An 18,438-nucleotide genomic window follows, 5' to 3' on the forward strand; every position below is an offset into this window, starting at 1 on the left:
GTTAAAAGTTTTTGGGAAGGGGTCCGGGGAAACCTTTTTTTCAAAAAAAGGTTTCCCCGGCCGCCGGAGGCACTCCTCATCATGAAAAAAGGTTATTACGGCGATTTTGGGGGACAGTTCGTGCCCGAACTGCTCATGCCGCCCCTGTTGGAACTGGAAGAGGCCATGCGCACCATTGTGCCGAGCGAGGCCTTTCAGACGGAATTGAAGGCGCTGCTGGCGGATTACGTCGGCCGGCCGTCGCCGCTCTATCGCTGCCCCAATCTGTCCAAGGAGCTGGGCTTTGATCTATGGCTCAAGCGCGAGGATTTGAACCACACCGGCGCGCACAAGATCAACAACACCATGGGCCAGGGCTTACTCACCAAGTACATGGGCAAAAAAGTGCTGCTGGCTGAAACCGGGGCCGGCCAGCACGGCGTGGCCACGGCCACGGCTGCGGCCATGCTTGGCCTGGACTGCATCGTCTACATGGGGGCCGAGGACGTGGTGCGCCAGTCCCACAACGTGCGGCGCATGAAGCTCCTTGGGGCCACGGTCGTGCCCATCGAGTCCGGCACCAAGACGCTGAAAGACGCCATCAACGCGGCGCTGCGCTATTGGATCGCCGAGCAAAACACCACCCATTACTGCTTTGGCACGGCGGCCGGGCCGCATCCGTTTCCGCTGCTGGTGCGCGAGTTCCAGGCGATTATTTCGCTGGAGGCCCGGGCCCAGTGCCTGGGCAAGATGGGCCGGCTGCCGGATTACGTGGTGGCCTGCGTCGGCGGTGGTTCCAACGCCATCGGCATGTTCCACCATTTCGTGCCCGACGCCTCGGTCAAGCTGATCGGCGTCGAGGCCGGCGGCACGGGCGAGCCGGGCTGCTACCACAGCGCGCCCATCAGCCTGGGCACGCCCGGCGTGCTCCACGGCATGCGCACCATGCTGCTGCAAACCACCGAGGGCCAGATCCAGCCGTCCCACTCGGTGTCGGCCGGCCTGGACTATCCCGGCGTCGGCCCGGAACACGCCGCGCTCGGGGCCTCGGGCCGGGTGCGCTACGACGTGGCCGTGGATAGCCAGGCCCTGGCCGCCTTTGAGGCCTTGTGCCGGCGCGAAGGCATCATCCCGGCCCTGGAAAGCTGCCACGCCGTGGCCTGGGCCTTGAATCCGGCCTCGGACATCCCCAAGGGATCGCAGGTGGTGGTCTGTCTGTCCGGGCGCGGCGACAAGGACCTCGACATCATCGAGTCTTATGCAAACAAGCCGGGAGGCGCGAAATGAGCCAGTCTCTTCTGACCACCCGCATGCTGGAGGCGCTCTCCGCCGGGCGCAAGGCGCTCATTCCCTTCCTGCCGGGCGGCTTTCCGGACAAGGAGCGGTTTTTCGACGAGCTGGCGGCGCTTGATGCCGGCGGAGCCGACATCATCGAGATCGGCGTGCCCTTTTCCGACCCCGTGGCTGACGGGCCGGTGGTGGAGCAGGCCTCGCTTGATTGTTTGCTTAACGGCACCTGCCTGTCCTGGCTGCTCCACGAACTGGAGAAGCGCAAAGGCCAGTACCGGGCCGGACTCGTGCTCATGGGCTATTACAACCCGTTTTTGCAATACGGCCTGGACCAGCTGGCCGAGGACGCCGCCGCCGCCGGGGTGTCCGGGTTTATTGTGCCCGACGTGCCCCTGGAGGAATCCGGTCCCTTGCGCGCCGCTTTGGACAAGCACAACCTGGACCTGATCCCGCTGGTTGGACTCAACACCTCCGAGGAACGGCTGGCCGCCTATGCCAAGGACGCGCGCGGCTACGTCTACTTTGTCTCGGTGCTCGGCACCACCGGCATGCGCGAATCCCTGCCGACCGAGATCAAGGAGCGCCTGACCGCCGTGCGCCGGCTTTTTAAGGTGCCCGTGGCCCTGGGCTTTGGCATCAAATCCCCGGACCAGTTGACCGCCTTCGGCGATCTCGTAGACGGTGTGGTTTTCGGTTCGGCCCTTATCGCCCACATCAAAGCCGGCGGCACGGCCGCCGAATTCATGCTCCGCTGGCGCAGCTGACCGCCCCTGATGCAGGCGACCGCCTCCCTGCCGTCCCGTCCCCGGCCTTTCCTGGGGCGGGGCGCGGGCGGGCGGTCCAAGGCTCCCGGCCGGCATGCGACCCGGCCGGGCAGCCTTTCCTGTCGCGGGAAGCCGCCATGACGACCAAAACCTATCTCGCCTATCTGCTGACCCTGGCCGCCAGTATGCCCACCCCTGGCCCGGCCATGTTGCAAGCCATGACCCTTGGCATGCGCCACGGCCCCCGGCCGGTGGCGGCGGCGGCCCTTGGCAACGCCTGCGCCACCGGCCTGCAAGTGACGGCCATCCTGTTTGGCCTGTCGCTCCTGGCCCGGGAACCGATCCTGTTGCGGCTGGTCCGCCTGACCGGCACAGCCTACCTGGCCTGGCTGGGGCTGCGCTTGTGGCGCGCCCCGTGCCGGCTTGTCCTGCCGGCCGATGGTGTGCCCACCACCCGTCTGACCGGGCTTTTCGGCCAGGGGCTGCTCGTTGCGGCGGTCAACCCCAAGGCCTGGGGTTTTTTGTCGGCCATGCTGCCGCCGTTTGCCGCTGCCGGCATGCCGGATGCGGCCGGCGTGGCGTTGCTCGTTTCGCCGGTCTGCCTGATCGGCTTTGGCGGCATGATGGCCTACGCCGTGTTCGGGTCGTGGCTGGTCCGGGTTCTGGCTTCGCCAGTGGCCCTGCGGCGGGTGTTCCGGCTGATGGCCGTGGTCATCTGGATCTGCGCGGCCTTTTTCGCGGCCGGATAATTCCCCTCACCCGGGCTTTGAGGTATGGCTCAGGCAACATGCAAGGATGTGCCATGCCCCAGTGCGCCAAAATCCTCTTTGTGGACGACGACCCTTCGGTGCTCGCTTCCCTGCGCCGCAGCCTGGGTCGTTGCTACGACCTGGACACGGCTCTTGGTCCTGAAGAGGGCCTGATCGCCCTGGCCGAAAAGGGTCCCTACGCCGTCATCATCTCCGATCTGCGGATGCCGGGCCTGTCCGGCGTGGAATTTCTGCGCCGGGCCAAGGTCATAGCCCCGGACGCCGTCCCCCTCATGCTCACCGGCCACGGCGACCTTGACGCGGCCATGGAAGCCATAAACGAAGGCCACATCTTCCGTTTTTTGACCAAACCCTGCCCGCCGCCCGTCCTTGCCCGTTCCCTGGACGCGGCGCTGACCCAGTACCGGCTGGCCGCCGCCGACCGGGAACTGCTGCGGGTGACCCTGGAAAACGCCCGGCTCAAGGACGACGTCGAGCGCATCATGCGCCACGACCTCAAAACGCCGCTGACCACCATCATCAGCCTGCCGCAAGTCCTGCGGCTGGCCGAGAACCTCGACGACGACCAGCGCGACATGCTCTCGCTCATTGAAGACGCCGGCTACACCATGCTGTCCATGGTCAACCTCTCGGCCGCCCTGTTTCAGATGGAGCGCGGCCAGTACCGCCTTGCCCCGGTTGCCGTCGATCTCATCCCCACCGTGCGCAAGCTCTTTGCCGCCCACGCCGACACGGCCGAAACCCACGGCCTGGCCCTGGAACTGACCCTGGACGGCCGCCCGGCCGGCCCGGAAGAACGCTTCATGGTGCGTGGGGAAGAGTTGTTGTGCTATTCCATGCTGGCCAATCTGCTGGCCAATGCCGTGGAGGCCTCGCCGGACGGCGGGCGGGTGGCGGTGGACCTGCGCCAGGCCGGCGACATGGCCGCCGTCGCCATAGCCAACCAGGGGGCGGTGCCGGAGTGCGTGCGGGAACGGTTTTTCGAGAAGTACGCCACGGCCGGCAAGACCAAAGGCACGGGCCTTGGCACCTACTCGGCCCGGCGCATCGCCCTGGTCCACGGCGGCGACATCGCCATGACCACCAGCGAGGCCCAGGGCACGATGGTGACGGTCAGCCTACCGAAAGCTTGATGAGGCTTGGACTGTGCGCGCAGACGTCTTCAAGTTTTTTAAGCAAGGTGTTGGGCGAAAACGGTTTGACCACGTAGTCGGTCACCCCGGCCTGCATGGCCGTGAGCACATGGTCGGTGTTGGCTTCGGCCGTGACCATGATCACCGGCAACTTGGCAAAGGTTTCGCTTTTGCGGATGCGTTCCAAAAGCGACAGCCCGGACAGGCGCGGCATGTTCCAGTCGAGCAGGACGAGGTCGACCCTGGTTTCATTGATATGTTTCCAGGCCGCGTCACCGTCTTCGGCGAACTGAATGTCTTTGATGCCCAGCTGGCGCAGGATATAGGCGATGGTCTTGCGCATGGGCTGCTGGTCGTCCACCACGAGGATGGCTATCTTCTTGGGAACGCTCACGGGCCGCCTCCTTGGCTAGCAGGTACGGAGGATAGCCCGACGGCCGAAAAATTTCCATGCCCCGGACGGGTTGGCCGCACCCAGGCTGCTTCGGGCGGCCTGGGTGCGGCAGTGGCCCGCAAGCGGCTGCCCTGCCCTTGCCGCCAAACGCCGTCTGGTCCTTGTCGGTCCGCGCGACTCGCTTTCGCCGCGCCGGGGATGCCGACCCGGCGCTAGTCGCAGCGATGCCGGCTGCAGGCCCCTTCGCGGGTAAAGACCACGGATTCGGCGATGTTGGTGCACTGGTCGCACACGCGCTTTAAGCCATGGGCGATGAAACTGATCTGTACGGCCCGCTCCACCGGCCGGGCAGCGTCGCGGATGATCTCGGTCATCTCTTTGAGGATGGCAACGTTGAGCTCCAGAATTTCGTCGGACTCCTCGCACAGCCGCTTGGCCATGACCATGTCGAGGTTGCTGAAGCACAGGGCGGTGTTGGCCAGGAAATCCCGGGTGGCCTCGGCCAGTTCTTCGAGCTTGGGCGGCGGCGGCACCGCGTCCAGCTCCAGCAGGATCAGCCCGCGTTCGGCGATGTTGACCGCCTGATCGCCAATACGCTCGATGTCGCCCACGCAGCGCATACAGCCGACGATGGCCCGCAGATCGCTGGCCACGGGCTGATACAGGGCCAACATGCGCAGGATTTCGGCGTCCAGGGCGCATTCCAGGACATCAATGGCGGCGTCGCCGGTCATCACGGCATCGGCCAGGGCCGGGTCACGCTCGAAAACCGAACGCACAGCCTTGTCTACGGCGGCCTGGGCCATGTGAAAAGCGGTCAGGGTTTCGGTCTTCAGTCGCTGGAGATCGGCCTCGATAATACGTTCCACACGCTCCCCCATCAGTCGGCTGGTTGCCGGTCTGACCCAAAAGACTACCCGCCGCCAGGGAAACTGGCAAGGGGGGCGCCAAAATGTCACATACCCCCGCGCGGCAGTCCCCACGCCGGCCAGCCGCCGCTTGACGCCGGCTGCGGGAAAGCCCACACCCACCGAAAAATCGTGATGAGGATGCCCCTATGTCCCGTGCCGCATCCGGCTCCCCGGCCATGGTCCTGGCCACTGTCTGCATCGCCCAGTTCATGGCCCCGTTTATGCTGACCGCCGTGGGCGTGGCCCTGCCGTCGCTTGGACGCGACCTCGGGGCCTCGGCCATGCAGCTTGGGCTGGTCGAACAACTCTACGTCGTCTCCCTGGCCATGGCCATGCTCGCCTTCGGCCGCCTGGGCGACATCGTGGGCCAGCGCCGGGTCATGCTGCCGGGGCTGGTGCTCTTCACCGGGCTGACCTGCTCGCTCGGGTTTACCGAGTCCGTGGTCATGATCATGATCCAGCGGTTTTTCCAGGGCCTTGGCGCGGCCATGATGCTCTCGGGGTCCCTGGCCATGGTGGCGGCGGCCTATCCGCCCCAGATGCGCGGCCGCAAAATCGGCCTTGTCTCGGCCTTCACCTATGCCGGCCTGTCGGTCGGGCCGGTCCTTGGCGGCTACGTCACCGGCCATTTCGGCTGGCGCTCGGTCTTTCTCATGTCCGCCCCGCTGGGCCTGGCCGCCACGGCCATGTGCCTGTTTGGCGTCCGTCCCGAAGTCCGCGACGCCTCGGACGAAACCATGGACTGGCCCGGCGCCCTGGCCTACGCGGCCAGTGTCTGTCTGGTGATGCTTGGCGCGGCCCATGCCCGGGAACTGCCCCTGGGACCGGCCATGATCGCCGGAGGCGTCATCGGGCTGGCGGTCTTTTTGCGCTTGCAGGCCCGCACCCAAAGTCCGCTGCTCGATGTCGGGCTGCTGCGGCGCAACCGGTTTTTCACCCTGAGCTGCTTTGCCGCCCTTGGAAACTATGCCGCCACCTTCGGCATCACCTTTCTCATGAGCCTGTATCTGCAATACGCCAAAGGCCTGCCGCCGCGTCTGGCCGGGCTGGTGCTCCTGGCCCAGCCGGTCATGCAGGTACTGGCCTCGCCCCTGGCCGGCCGGCTGACCGAGCGCATGGCCCCGGCCCGGCTGGCCACCATCGGCGCGGGGATAAGCGCCGTCGGCCTGCTGGCCGCAGCCGCCAGCATCGGCCAGGAAACCCCGCTGTGGCTGCTCGTCCTGGAACTGGCCGTGATCGGCACGGGCTTTGGCGTCTTTGTCACGCCCAACTCCACCGCCATCATGGGCAGCGTGCAAAAACGCCAGTTCGGGCTGGCCTCGGGCATGGTGGCCAGCATGCGTACGCTTGGCATGGCTGTCTCCATGACCAGCGTCACCCTGGTTTTTGCCGTTTTCATGGGCGATGCGACCATCAACCCCGGGACGCTGCCGGCCTTTGTCGCCAGCATGCGGGTGGGGCTGATCGCCTTTGCCGCCTATTCCTGCCTGGGAGTGATCGTGTCGTTTTTGCGCGGGGGCGCGCGGTGAGCGAGAGCGAGAGCGAGAGAAGAAAAGGCAGAAACGGAGACAGAGACAGAAGATGCCTCCGGCGGCCAAAGGGGTGACCCCTTTGGAATCCCACCTGGGGTTCGTTTGTTTTGACCGGGTGCGTTGTCAGGTCGATGCGCGAAAGTTGCGCAAGAGAAGACGAGAAGAGCCCGGGGTCGTGACAACTGGTCTTTGAGTTTGACGGGAACCACCGTTGCAGGGGTCCGGGGATGATCCTCCCGGCCCCCTGCAACGGGAGAAGTTTGGAGAGGGGGGTTCTTGCCGTGGGTTGCTCGTGGCAACGTCGGGCAGCTTCTCATAACAATACGAGAATATTAAAAAAACAACTCTTCTCGGGTATTGTCCCGTGTCGTTGGAAAAAACGAACTTCGCTGATGCGAAACTAATGCAGCGCCGGGAAGGCGGCCGCCAGCCCCGTGATGATGAACTGGATGCCCAGGGCCAGGGTAATGAGGCCAAAGATTTTGGTGAAAATATCCATGCCGGTGTGGCCGAGAAAACGGACAATGACCGGGGAATAGAAAAACGTCAGGTAGTTGACCACGCTCACGCCGCCGATGGCCGCGGCGATTTTGAGCAGCCCGTTCATGGAGCCGGCGCTTTCGGCAAACAGGATGATGGTGGACATGGTGCCGGCCCCGGTGGTCAGCGGGATGGCGATGGGCACCACGGCCAGCGGGATCATCTCGGACAGGGTGGCCGGAATGAAGCCCTCGGGCTCGTTGCACTTGCTTTTGAGCATGCCAAGACCGCTGGTGACCAGGAGCAGACCGCCGGCAATGCGGAAAGCGGCGATGGAGATGCCGAAAAATTCCAGCACGGCCGCGCCGATGACCAGGGAGACGACCATGGTGACAAACGAGCTGCCCGTGGCCACGGAGCACATGCGGTGCTGGCCCGGCACGTCGATGCCCCGGCACAGGTTCATGTGCAGCGGCAAGGCCGGGATGTTGTTGGCCACGGCAAAAAGGCCGAGGAGATAGTGCTGGAAGGTCATTTCCACAAAATGTCGCCGCCTTTGCGCTTGGCCTGGCCGGCCGGGAGAGGCTCCTGCTGACGCCTCCCCCGGCCGCCTGCCTTATTTGCAATAAATCTTGATCTCGTTGGTGCCCGGCGCGGCATTGCCCGGGGTCGGCAGGCCGGCGGTAATGACCACCGACTCGCCCGGGGCGAAATCCGGACAATCATCCACGAACGCTTCCACCCGCTCCATGTGGTCGGCCTCGCCGTCCCGGCCGAACTCGATCAGCCGCGGTTTGACTCCCCAGGCGAAGTTCAAAAACCGCATGACCCGCGGATCGGGCGTCATGGCGTAGATGTTCTGGCGCGGCCGGCGCGACGAGGTCAGCCGGGCGTTGGCTCCGCTGACCGTGTGGCACAGGATGGCCTTGGCTTCCAGGTTTTCAGCCAGCAGGCAGGCCGAATAGGCCACGAACTTGCGCGGATTCTTTTCGCGCTTGGGCGCGTACGGGGCCTGGATGCGCTCCAGATAATACTCCAGAGCGTTTTCCGAAATCTGCTGCATGACCTTGACCGCTTCCACGGCATAGTCGCCAACGGCCGTCTCTTCCGAAAGCATGACGCAGTCTGCCCCGTCCAAAATGGCATTGGCCACGTCCGTGGACTCGGCCCGGGTGGGGATGGGGTTTTTGACCATGGACAGAAGCATCTGGGTGGCCACGATGACCGGCCGCTGGGCATGGCGGCAGGCCCGGATGATCTTTTTCTGCATGATGGGCAGTTGCGGGATGGGACATTCCAGGCCCAGGTCGCCGCGAGCCACCATGACCGCGTCGGTCACGGCCAAAATCTCGTCGAGATTGTCCACGGCGTTTTGCCGCTCAAGCTTGGACACCACCGGAGCCCAGACGCCATGGCGCTTGATCTCTTCCTTGGTCTGCACCACGTCGGCGGCATTCTGGACAAAGGAAATGGCCACGGCGTCCACGCCGACGTCGAGACCCTCGTGCAGGTCTTTGATGTCCTTGGGGGTGAGCGCCGGCATGGGATGGTGTTTGCCCGGGAAGGCGATGCCCTTGTTCGAGGACAAAAGGCCGGCGTTTTGCGCCTCGATCTCATAGAGCCGGTCGGCCTTGAGTTCCCGGGTGACGTGGAACTGCAGCAAGCCGTCGCTCAAATTGACCGGCATGCCGACCCGCAGCCCGGCCAGCAGTTCCGGCACGTCGAGGGACACGAACACGCGCTCGTCCCGGGCCGGATCCGGCCGCTCGTCAGGCAGCCCGAGGAGCAGGGCCTCGCCCTTGTCCACCGTGCGCGGCGAGGCGGCCACCTCGCCGATGCGGGTCTTGGGACCGCACAGATCGGCCATGGCCGTCAGCGGCACGCCGAGTTCGCTTTCCAGCGACCGGATGGTCTGAACGATGGGCGCGAAATAGGCTGCGCCGGCATGGGAAAAATTCAGACGGAAAATGCGCACGCCATGGCGCACCATCTCGCGCATGGTGTCCGGCGCAAGGGATGCGGGTCCAAGGGTGGCGACAATCTTTGTCAGCATGTGTGCCTCCAGGTCATAAGCCGCATCCGCCCGGAGAAGCCGGGAAAAAGCGGATGCAAGCCGGACGGGTTTGGGGTAAGACTACCCCCGGCTGGTTGCCGTTTTGCGTCATCACCCTATGTAATAGGGAGCGCGGCGCAGGACAAGGCCCAATGCCCGCGCAAGGAGGACGTCGCCACATGAACATCGATTCCGACAACAAGGGAGAAGGGACCTGCAAGGGACACCGGCCCGGCCAGGAACCCTGCTTTCCCCCGGTCTCGTTTATCACGTTTGTCTTGTCCCTGGCCCAATCGGCCATGGTCCTCATGGGCGAAGCCCCGGAGCCGGAAAGCGGCCAGTACATCAGCAATCTTTCCGAGGCCAAGCACACCATCGACATCCTGGCCATGCTCGATTGCAAGACGCGCGGCAACCTGACGGCCGAGGAAGGCGACATCCTGGCCAGCCTGCTGTGCGACCTGAGAATGATTTTCGTCAAAAAGCAATAGCCGGAGGTCCGCCATGCAATCCATCCCCGTCGGTCTTGTCGGCGTCACCGGGTACACCGGCATGGAACTGGCCCGGATTCTGGCCGTCCATCCGGTCTTGAAACTCACCCGGGCCACCTCCCGGGCCGAAGCCGGCAAGCCCTTAAAAGCCATCTATCCCTTTCTGGAAGGCTTCCCGGCCGGCGATGTGGGCATAAGCGCCCCGGACGCCGCTGATCTGGCCGCCTCCTGCAAGCTCGTCTTCCTGGCCGTGCCCCACGGCGCAGCCATGGACTACGCCGCCGAACTGCTGGCCGCCGGGCTGAAGGTGGTTGACCTGTCGGCCGATTTCCGCCTCCACGACGCCGGCGTCTACGCCGACTGGTACAACCAGGATCACCGCCACCCGCACCTGCTGCCCGAAGCGGTCTACGGCCTGCCGGAACTCAACAGCGACCGTCTCAAGACGGCCAAGCTCACGGCCAACCCGGGCTGCTACCCCACCTCGGTCATCCTGGGCCTGGCCCCGGCGCTCAAAAACGGCCTGATCGAATTGACCGACATCGTGGCCGACAGCAAATCCGGCGCATCCGGGGCCGGACGCAAAGCCGCGACAGCCATGCTGTTTTGCGAGGTCCACGACAGCTTCCGGGCCTATAACCTGGGCAAGCACCGCCACACCCCGGAAATCGAGCAGGAGCTGTCCAAACTGGCCGGCGCGGCCATCACGCTGTCGTTTAATCCGCACCTGCTCCCCATTGACCGGGGGATCCTGTCCACCATCTATACCAAGCTGACCCGGGTGCTGGCCGTGGAAGACATCCACGCCCTGTACGCCGCCCACTACGCCGACAAGCCCTGGGTGCGCGTCCTGCCCGTGGGCAAGCTGCCGGAAACGCGTTACGTTCGCGGCACGATGTTTTGCGACATCGGGCTGGTGGTCGATCCCCGCACGAACCGGCTCATCGTCGTTTCGGCCATCGACAACCTGTGCCGGGGCGCATCGGGCCAGGCCGTTGCCTGCGCCAACCTCATGTCCGGCCTGCCCGTGGACGCGGGACTTTTTCTCGCGCCCATGATGCCCTAGGCGGCGAAACAATGCGGGGAGGGAAACCCTTTTTGAAAAAAGGGTTTCCCTCCCCGCGCCCCTCCCTTCCCCAAAACTTTCAAAGGGACGGTAGGGTTGCCAGGGGGATGTTCTGCCATGACCATGGACAATGTGCGCCGGCTGTTTGAGGTCTTCGAGACCGACAAGGAACTGCGCAAAAATCTCTATCTGGCCGAAAGCAGCGAGGCTCGCGAGGCGGCGTTGCGCGAGGCCGGACTGTTTTTCACGGACGACGAATTCGACGCCATGATCGATACCCTCCACGTCAAATGCCAGACCGTGGAAGAGGCCGAACGCTTTTTCGAGTTCCGCAACTGGTGGGATTTCCTGCGTCGGAGCTGACCCCATGCCCGATACCCCGGAACCGACTCTGCCCCGTTGCGCCGCCTGTCCCTATGACTGGTCCGAACGCTGGTGCCGCAGCGCCAAGGGCAAGGCCCCGGCCGATTGCCCGTCGCTTCGGATGCGCGATCTGGCCGAAACCTCGGTGGCCTGCATGGCGGCCGAGCCCTGCGGCGAATTCGCCCGGCAGGCCTCGCTCCAGGAAGCGAGCTGCTATGGCGGCCGTGAGGCCGGCTACGGAGCGGTCGTGCCGCTCAAGCCCCGGATCGTCGAGATCGTGGAGTTCGCCCGGCGCATGGGCTACCGCCGCCTCGGGCTGGCCTTTTGCATCGGCCTTCGGGCCGAGGCCGGCGTGGTCCATGAAATTTTGACCACCAACGGCTTTGACGTCGCCTCGGTCGGCTGCAAGGTCGGCGGCAAGCCCAAGTCGCTCCTGGGCCTGGGGCCGGCCGATCAGGTCGATCCCGAGGCCAGCCACGAGACCATGTGCAATCCGGTCTTCCAGGCTTTGGCCCTTAACGAAGCGCGCGCCGAGTTCAATATCCTCCTTGGCCTGTGCGTGGGCCATGACTCGCTTTTTTTCAAGCACGCCACAGCCATGGGCACGGTGCTGGCGGTCAAGGACCGGCTGCTCGGCCACAACCCCCTGGCCGCGATCTACCACTACGACAGCTATTATCGGTATCTCAAAAAACCCTTGCCCTAGGCGGGCTTTGATCCCGACGGGCGCACGGCTGCAGGACACGAAAACCGCTGTCCAGGCATGCGGCCCGCCCCGGGGTGGCCTTTTGCAACCGTTGCAGCCCCCCGGCGCATTGCCGGACGAGCGAGGACGCATCCGTCATGTACAACCTCTTTTGGTCCAGCGAGACTGCCGTCATCGTCGTCCTTGGCCTGCCGACCCTGCTCTATCTCGTGGCCGCCTCCCGCAAAAAGACCCCCCCGATCCAGTATTTATCCGAAACCATTGCCAATTACAGCCTGTTTAATTCCCTCTATTCCATTTTCCTCAGCATGGCGCTGGTCACCCTGCTCATCAATTTTTACACCGTCCAGGACGACACCCGCAAGGAATCCGAGGCCATGATCTCCATGGCCCGGCTCCTAAACGGCCTTTCCGACGCCCAGGGCCTCAAAACACGGCTGGTCGCCTATGCCAAGGCTGTGGTCGAGTACGACCTTCCGGCCCTCAAGGAAGGCCGGATGTCGCCGCAGGCGTCCGACGCCTTCGACGCCCTCTGGAATGCGGCCTACAAAGTCGCCCTGACCGCCAAAAACGAAGAGGCCATCCACCACCTGGTGCTTGAAGATTTAAGCGACATGACCAAATGCCGGCTGACCCGGCGGATCAAGGCCACGGAAAACCTGCACCCCATGATTTTCAGCCTCATCGTCGTCGGCTACTATGTCATGCTCATAAAGACCTGGCTCACCCGGGTGCCCAACCGGAAAACCCAGCTCGCCTTTGAACTGCCCATGTTCGTCATGATTCTGCTGGTCATCACCGCCATCATCGATCTCAACACGCCCTTTGTGGGCATCGTCAATATCGACGTGTCCGCCTTTGATTTCGCCCTCCAGCGGGTCACGGCCCTGTCGGGCCAGCCCCGCCCCTGACCGGGAGGGAGCGGGCGCTTGCCCCGCGCCAGTTTCCCGGGCAGCGTTCTCCCCGACCGCACAGGCAAAGCCGCCCCGCCGCATGAAGGGTCCGGTCCCAGGCCGCGCCCGGCCGGGACAGCCGGGCGCATAAATGGCTTTTGACGAGGGCCGGTCCGGGAACGTATGCTGCCCCGCGCCAACAGCTCCCAAACGGCCCGACGCCCAACCGGTCTGCGGTCGCCGGCAAGCCGCCCCTGGCCCTCCTCCCCGAGGAACCGGCAGCGGCACAATGGCCCAGGCGGCGCAGCGGGCCAAACGCAACCCCAAGACAGCATGGAGATTCAATGCGACAGGGTCACAAGGCATCCGGGCGCGCCCGCCACGATACGGTTGAGACGCTTTACGCCAAGGCGCTCACCCTTCACAAACGGGGCCAAAGCGAGCAGGCCGCCCCGCTGTACCGCAAAATTTTATCGAAAAACGCCAGCCACGACGGCGCGCTGCATCTCCTTGGCCTGTGCGCCCTGGAGGGCGGCGACCCGGAAAAGGCCGTCGGACTGATCGGCCGGGCCATTGCCGTGCGCCCGGATTATGCCGAGGCCCTGTTCGACCATGGCCGGGCCTGTCTGGCCTTGGGCCGCATCGAAGAGGCTGCCCGCGATTTCAGCCGCGCGACAGCGTGTTCGCCGCAATACGCCGAACCCCGGCACGCCCTGGGCCTGCTCCACCTGGAGACGGGCAACCCGGAAGCGGCCCTCCAGTGTTTCTACGGAACCCTGGCCATTGTGCCGGACGATCCGACCCTGTGGCTGCACACGGCCTGGGCGCTCAAATCCCTGGAGCGTCCCGAGGACGCCATCAAGGCCTGCACCCGGGCCGTGGAATTCGGGCCGGACACGGTCCCGGCCCGGTTGGAGCTGGCCGAGCTGCTCATCGAGGCCGGCCGGACGGACGCGGCGGCCGAACACCTGCAGGCGGTGCCGCAGTCGGCCTGGCAGTCCTTCCTCTGCGGCCGGGCGGCCCTGGCCGGGCAGGATATCCCGGCCGCCGAAAGGCATTTCCGGCGCTGCCTGGAGCTTGATCCCGAAGATGCCTTTGGCGCGGTAGCCCAGCTTGCCCTCCTTGGCCTGGAGCCGGCCCCGGAGCGCGCCCCCCTGGCCTGGGTGCGCCGGGTCTACGACGGGCAGGCCCGGCTCTGGGACCAGAGCGCTGCCGGGGAACGCGGCTACGCGGCCCCGGAGTTGCTGGCTGCGGCCCTGGCCGAGGTGCCGGGCGAACGCTCGGGGCTGGCGGTGCTCGACGCCGGCTGCGGCAGCGGCCTGTGCGCCCCCATGCTGCGCCCGATGGCCACGCGCCTGGACGGGGTGGACCTGTCCCCGGCCATGCTGGAGCTGGCCCGAGCCAAGGGCCTCTACGACCGCCTGGTCTGCGGCGACGTCGCGGAGTTTCTGGGCGGCGGCCGGGAGGAATACGACCTGATCCTGGGGGCGGCGGTGTTTATTTACATCGGCGAACTGGCCCCGATCCTGGCTGCGGCCTTTGCCGCCCTGCGCCCGGGCGGCCTGCTTGCCTTGACGCTCTTTCCCGGAACCGGGCAGGCCTACAGCCTGACGCCGGCCGCCTATTACCTGCACGACATCGACGCGGTCATCGACCGGGCCGGACAGGCCGGCTTCACCCTGGCGGCGCGCCATTTGGGCGTGCATGAATACCGCGATGACGCGCCCGTGACCGGCTGCGCCCTGGTCTTTGGCAAACCCGCTTAAGATCGTCCCGGCCACGCCCCAATTCCCACCCGCAGCCTCAAAAAAAGCCCCTGTCGAGCAACCGTCGACAGGGGCTTTTTCGCAGCGGGACACAGGCCTTGCCCATGCGGGAGGGGCCGGGGCCTCCCCGGCGGGTCCGGACAACACCCTGGCGGTCCAGGGCAAGGCCCAGCCCGCCCGTCGCGCTTCCGGGCCTTACTCTTCCTCGATGCCGTTGCGGTCGTCGATGACCCGCCGGGTCTTGCCGAAGCTGCGGGGCAGCGCGCCCGGGGCCAGGATGTCGATCCAGCCGCGCACGAAGAGGTGCTTGCGCATCTCGATGGAAATGGCCTCGGACAGGTTTTGGTCCTGCTCCGGGTTCACGTCCGGCTTGCGCTCCACCCGCACCACCATCTGGTCGCGGCCGTCGCGGCGCACGAGGCGGATCTGGAATTCGCTGTCCACGTCCTTAAAGGTCGACAAGACACTGGCGATCTGGCCGGGATAGATATTGACCCCGCGAAAGACGAACATGTCGTCGGAGCGCCCGAGAATCCGGTCGTGGCGCGGCAGGGTCAGGCCGCAGGGGCAGGGATCGGGCATAAGGCGGGTCAGGTCGCGGGTGCGGTAGCGGATAAGCGGCGCGGCCTCCTTGCAAAGCGAGGTCACCACCATTTCGCCGACTTCCCCGGGAGCCACCGGGGCCAGCGTCACCGGATCAAGCACCTCCAGGATGAACATATCGGCCCAATAGTGGATGCCGTCGTGGGCCGAGCATTCCAGACCCGCGCCGGGACCGTAGAGTTCGGTCATGCCGGTGATGTCAAAGCTCTCCTCGATGTCGAGCCACTTCTCAAAGCGCCGGCGCATCTTGTCGGTGTGGGTCTCGGCCCCGAAAATGACCTTTTTGAGCTTGATGCGCTTGCGCAGATCGCGCTTGTGGACCTCTTCGGCCAAAAGGAGCGCCATGGAGGCCGTGGAGCACAGACAGGTCGCGCCCATGTCTTCCAGCAGTTGGAGATGAATCTCCATGTTGCCCGGCCCGACCGGCAGGGCCATGGCCCCGAAATGCTCGCAGCCGAGCTGAAAGCCGGCCCCGGCCGTCCACAGGCCGTAGCCCACGGCGATCTGCACCCGGTCGAGCGTCGTCAGCCCGGCCAGCTCGTAGCAGCGAGCGAACATCTCCTTCCAGACGTCGATGTCGCGCTGGGTATAGGCCAGGATCTTGCGCTTGCCCGTGGTGCCGGAAGAGGCGTGGATGCGAACGACCTTCTCCTCGGGAACGGACAACAGCGGCAGCGGATAGCCCTGGCGCAGGTCCTCGACGGTGGTGACCGGCAGCCGGGTCAGGTCGTCCAGGGTCAGGGTCTGGCCCGGCTCGTACCCAACCGACGCCAGCCGTTCCCGATAGACGGGGTTGCCGGCAAAGGCGTGGCGGCAGGTCCAGTTGAGTCCGGCGGCCTGTTTTTCGGCCAGGGATTCCGGGGTCAGGTGCGGTAAAAAACGGTGTGCGGTCATGAACGGCTCCGGGGAAGCAAGATCGGTGGGGGCTTTTATCCGAAAACGGCAATAAAGAAAACGCCCACGACCATGACGGCTGCGCCGGGCAGGCGGTGGGCCAGATCTTGTTCGTGAAAAACCACTGCGCCAAGGAGCACGCCCAGGATGATGCTCAGGCGCTTGACGGCGATGACGTAGGACACCTGGGTCAGCGGCAGGGCGTGCATCTGGCAAAAAAGCCCGATTCCCTCCAGCAGCCCGGCCGTGGCTATGGCAAAGGGGAAACCGGGCAGTTCGCCCACAGACCGGCGCAGCCGCCTGGCGGCAAAAGGAATGAGGGCCAGGGCGCTGGCGGTATAGATGCTGGCGGCCCACACAGCCGGAGAGGAGGCCTGCAGGCCAAGCTTGTCGAGATTGGCCCCGATGCTCCAGACCACGGCCACAAGCAGCATCAGGCGCGTGCCGGTATTGGTCACCAGGGCCTTGATCGGCCCGAAAATGCCGTGGCGGCGTTCGCGCAGATTGAGCACGTAGGCCCCGACCGCAACCAGGGCAATGCCGACCAGGCCGCCGGGGCGGGGAAATTCGTCCAGGGTCAGCGGCGAGGTGATGAGCAGAAACAGCGGGGTAAAGGCCAGCATGGGCAGGGCCAGGGACAGGTCGCCGCGGTTTAGGGCCAGCCCGTACAACCAGAAGGTGATGCCGCCAAACGCGCCGCCAATAAGGAGCAGCGGCCAGAAGGCCGGGGCGAAAACGACCTCGGGCGAGCCTATGGCAAAGACCCATAAAAAGGCGGCCGCCACGGAACTGTAGAGGAGCATGGCCAGGGTGGGGTCGGTGCGGCCCATGGCCGATTTGAGGAAGGTGTCTTTGACCGCCTGGGTCGTGGCCGTAACCAGAGACAGAAAAAACCAGTTCATGCGCCGCCGTGCCGCCTTGTGCCCGGCCGCGCGGGCCGTTTTGGCGCACGGTACAGACGCGGGGCCTCCAGGGCAAGCGGCGCGGACCGGTTCGAGGCGCAGCAGCGGTTGCCAAACCATACGGCTTGGGCCACACATTAGGCAAAACACGCGGCGGACGGGCTCGCCGCCGCCCGGAGGCAGGCATGGAATGGGGGCAGGTCTTTCCGCTGGCGCCGGCGGCGTTCAAAACCGGTTGGCTGACGGCGCTCTTTGGCGGGATGCTCATCCTGTGGGTGGGGCTTTTTTTCTTTCTTTCCCACATGATAAACGGCGCTGCCGCCGCCGAGATTGCGCTGCGCCAGGGGATGCTGACCGCCCGGGGCGGGTTCTACGGCCGCGACATCCCGCTGGGCCAGGTGGACGTGGCCGGGGCCATGCGCCTCAATCTTGGGGCGGGTGGCCCCAAGGGCCTCAAATGGCGCACCAACGGCGTCGGGCTGCCGGGCTTGGCCGCCGGCTGGTACCGGCTCGTCGACGGGGAAAAGGCGCTGGTCTTCGTGACGGACAAGGCCCGGGCGGTCTATGTGCCCACCCGCCTGGGCTATGCCCTGGTCGTCAGCCCGGCCGACCCGGATGGATTCTTAAGCGCCCTGCGCCAGGCCGAACCAAGCCCGACAGCGGCCCCTGGCGATTAAACGTCGGCAGGGCCGACGCTCTCGTGTGGCCTTTTTAGCCAACAGTTCTCTGGCGCCATGGTTGTGTACACGTGCGTGGCGACGAGCACTCTTCATTGTTACCATTAAAACAGTTAAACATGCAATAAGTTCAATTAAAAAAACACTTGCCCGATCATGATTCCTGTGTGATGGAGGAAACCATCGGGGACTGTCCAGGCGTTGTATCCGGACAAGATGCAGTCACAATTCAAAGTGTCGTGCGCCAGACAATCTAACCAGAACAGAAACCCATGCTTCTCGGTGTTCGTATGATTCTGACGGACAAGCAACAGCATTACAAAACACTATTTCATGGAGGCTTTTCAATTGAAGAACGCATTGTTGACGCTCACCATTCTTGCTTCTCTTTGTGCGACCACCCTGGCCTTTGCCGGTTCGGACGACGCCAAATGGGTGGCCAAATGTATTGCCGACAACAAGGATGAAAAAGTCTCCATTGAAGTCATCACCAAATACTGCACCTGCATGAACAACAAGATGGACGACAACGAAACCCTGTCCATTTCGGCCTGGGAAAAGACGCATCCGACCGAACAGGCCGCCTGCGACAAGGAATCAGGCTGGAAGTAACGGTCGCGCCTGACCGGGATGGCCTCATCCCGGTTTGAGGTCGTAGTGCCGAAGCGGTGCGGCGACAGGACAAAGACAGTGAACCACCCGGGGCGGGACGCCATGTCCTGCCCCGGGTTTTGTTTGGCCAAGCGGTGGCGGCGTCATTTTTTGGAGGAG

The 18,438-nt window shown here is 64.8% G+C and carries 19 protein-coding genes; 13 read left to right on the forward strand and 6 right to left on the reverse strand.

The window, feature by feature from the left end; translation table 11 throughout:
* The first annotated feature begins 81 nt into the window (after nt 1-81).
* The 4 genes from trpB (at nt 82) to NY78_RS11780 (ending at nt 3,936) form a co-directional block, all read left to right on the forward strand.
* Nucleotides 82-1,266: a tryptophan synthase subunit beta gene (trpB, locus tag NY78_RS11765; protein ID WP_043636432.1), complete on the forward strand. Its 1,185-nt coding sequence runs from the start codon at nt 82-84 to the stop codon at nt 1,264-1,266.
* Nucleotides 1,263-2,033, forward strand: coding sequence for a tryptophan synthase subunit alpha (trpA, locus tag NY78_RS11770; RefSeq protein WP_043636045.1), 771 nt, complete (start codon nt 1,263-1,265; stop codon nt 2,031-2,033). Before trpB ends, trpA begins: the two co-directional genes overlap by 4 nt.
* A gap of 137 nt (nt 2,034-2,170) precedes the next feature.
* Nucleotides 2,171-2,782: a LysE family translocator gene (locus NY78_RS11775; RefSeq protein WP_043636048.1), complete on the forward strand. Its 612-nt coding sequence runs from the start codon at nt 2,171-2,173 to the stop codon at nt 2,780-2,782.
* Nucleotides 2,783-2,835: 53 nt separating this feature from the next.
* Complete coding sequence (locus tag NY78_RS11780) at nt 2,836-3,936, forward strand: hybrid sensor histidine kinase/response regulator (protein ID WP_043636051.1); 1,101 nt, start codon at nt 2,836-2,838, stop codon at nt 3,934-3,936.
* Here NY78_RS11780 and NY78_RS11785 read toward each other — a convergent pair.
* Nucleotides 3,917-4,330 (reverse strand): response regulator, encoded by a 414-nt coding sequence (locus NY78_RS11785; protein WP_043636053.1) that lies wholly within the window; start codon nt 4,328-4,330, stop codon nt 3,917-3,919. The two genes, NY78_RS11780 and NY78_RS11785, sit on opposite strands and share 20 nt — an antisense overlap.
* Nucleotides 4,331-4,542: 212 nt before the next feature.
* The gene (phoU, locus tag NY78_RS11790; RefSeq protein ID WP_043636056.1) at nt 4,543-5,199 is read right to left on the reverse strand and encodes a phosphate signaling complex protein PhoU; all 657 of its coding nucleotides are present in this window, start codon (nt 5,197-5,199) and stop codon (nt 4,543-4,545) included.
* 188 nt (nt 5,200-5,387) lie between these two features.
* On the opposite strand from phoU, the gene NY78_RS11795 reads away from it, so the two are divergent.
* Nucleotides 5,388-6,770, forward strand: a complete 1,383-nt coding sequence (locus NY78_RS11795) for an MFS transporter (RefSeq protein ID WP_043636059.1) — start codon at nt 5,388-5,390, stop codon at nt 6,768-6,770.
* 403 nt (nt 6,771-7,173) lie between these two features.
* Here the strand turns inward: NY78_RS11795 and NY78_RS11800 are convergent, their stop codons facing one another.
* The gene (locus NY78_RS11800; protein ID WP_231583985.1) at nt 7,174-7,788 is read right to left on the reverse strand and encodes a MarC family protein; all 615 of its coding nucleotides are present in this window, start codon (nt 7,786-7,788) and stop codon (nt 7,174-7,176) included.
* A gap of 81 nt (nt 7,789-7,869) precedes the next feature.
* Nucleotides 7,870-9,306, reverse strand: a complete 1,437-nt coding sequence (gene pyk / locus NY78_RS11805) for a pyruvate kinase (protein ID WP_043636063.1) — start codon at nt 9,304-9,306, stop codon at nt 7,870-7,872.
* A 179-nt stretch (nt 9,307-9,485) separates the two neighbouring features.
* Between pyk and NY78_RS11810 the strand changes: the two genes are divergently transcribed.
* The 6 genes from NY78_RS11810 (at nt 9,486) to NY78_RS23115 (ending at nt 14,591) form a co-directional block, all read left to right on the forward strand.
* Entirely contained in the window at nt 9,486-9,797 is a 312-nt protein-coding gene (locus tag NY78_RS11810) for a DUF1844 domain-containing protein (protein ID WP_043636064.1), read from the forward strand.
* A gap of 13 nt (nt 9,798-9,810) precedes the next feature.
* Nucleotides 9,811-10,863, forward strand: coding sequence for an N-acetyl-gamma-glutamyl-phosphate reductase (gene argC, locus NY78_RS11815; RefSeq protein ID WP_043636065.1), 1,053 nt, complete (start codon nt 9,811-9,813; stop codon nt 10,861-10,863).
* A gap of 117 nt (nt 10,864-10,980) precedes the next feature.
* The gene (locus tag NY78_RS11820) at nt 10,981-11,226 is read left to right on the forward strand and encodes a Nif11-like leader peptide family natural product precursor (protein ID WP_043636067.1); all 246 of its coding nucleotides are present in this window, start codon (nt 10,981-10,983) and stop codon (nt 11,224-11,226) included.
* 4 nt (nt 11,227-11,230) lie between these two features.
* Nucleotides 11,231-11,932 carry a DUF1847 domain-containing protein gene (locus NY78_RS11825; RefSeq protein ID WP_043636069.1) on the forward strand — a complete coding sequence of 234 codons (702 nt, stop codon included), beginning with the start codon at nt 11,231-11,233 and terminating at the stop codon, nt 11,930-11,932.
* Between the two features lie 137 nt (nt 11,933-12,069).
* On the forward strand, nt 12,070-12,843 hold the full coding sequence (locus tag NY78_RS11830; RefSeq protein ID WP_043636071.1) for a bestrophin-like domain: 774 nt from the start codon (nt 12,070-12,072) through the stop codon (nt 12,841-12,843).
* A 326-nt stretch (nt 12,844-13,169) separates the two neighbouring features.
* On the forward strand, nt 13,170-14,591 hold the full coding sequence (locus NY78_RS23115; protein WP_053062197.1) for a tetratricopeptide repeat protein: 1,422 nt from the start codon (nt 13,170-13,172) through the stop codon (nt 14,589-14,591).
* Nucleotides 14,592-14,786: 195 nt separating this feature from the next.
* Here the strand turns inward: NY78_RS23115 and NY78_RS11840 are convergent, their stop codons facing one another.
* Both NY78_RS11840 and NY78_RS11845 read right to left on the reverse strand, forming a co-directional pair.
* The gene (locus NY78_RS11840; protein WP_043636074.1) at nt 14,787-16,088 is read right to left on the reverse strand and encodes a phenylacetate--CoA ligase family protein; all 1,302 of its coding nucleotides are present in this window, start codon (nt 16,086-16,088) and stop codon (nt 14,787-14,789) included.
* 35 nt (nt 16,089-16,123) lie between these two features.
* Nucleotides 16,124-16,990 carry a DMT family transporter gene (locus tag NY78_RS11845; RefSeq protein ID WP_043636076.1) on the reverse strand — a complete coding sequence of 289 codons (867 nt, stop codon included), beginning with the start codon at nt 16,988-16,990 and terminating at the stop codon, nt 16,124-16,126.
* A gap of 185 nt (nt 16,991-17,175) precedes the next feature.
* On the opposite strand from NY78_RS11845, the gene NY78_RS11850 reads away from it, so the two are divergent.
* Both NY78_RS11850 and NY78_RS11855 read left to right on the forward strand, forming a co-directional pair.
* The gene (locus NY78_RS11850; protein ID WP_043636079.1) at nt 17,176-17,667 is read left to right on the forward strand and encodes a PH domain-containing protein; all 492 of its coding nucleotides are present in this window, start codon (nt 17,176-17,178) and stop codon (nt 17,665-17,667) included.
* Between the two features lie 348 nt (nt 17,668-18,015).
* Nucleotides 18,016-18,279: a hypothetical protein gene (locus tag NY78_RS11855; protein WP_231583971.1), complete on the forward strand. Its 264-nt coding sequence runs from the start codon at nt 18,016-18,018 to the stop codon at nt 18,277-18,279.
* The last annotated feature ends 159 nt before the right edge of the window (nt 18,280-18,438 follow it).

The sequence above is a fragment of the Desulfovibrio sp. TomC genome, assembly GCF_000801335.2.
Classification (GTDB): domain Bacteria; phylum Desulfobacterota; class Desulfovibrionia; order Desulfovibrionales; family Desulfovibrionaceae; genus Solidesulfovibrio.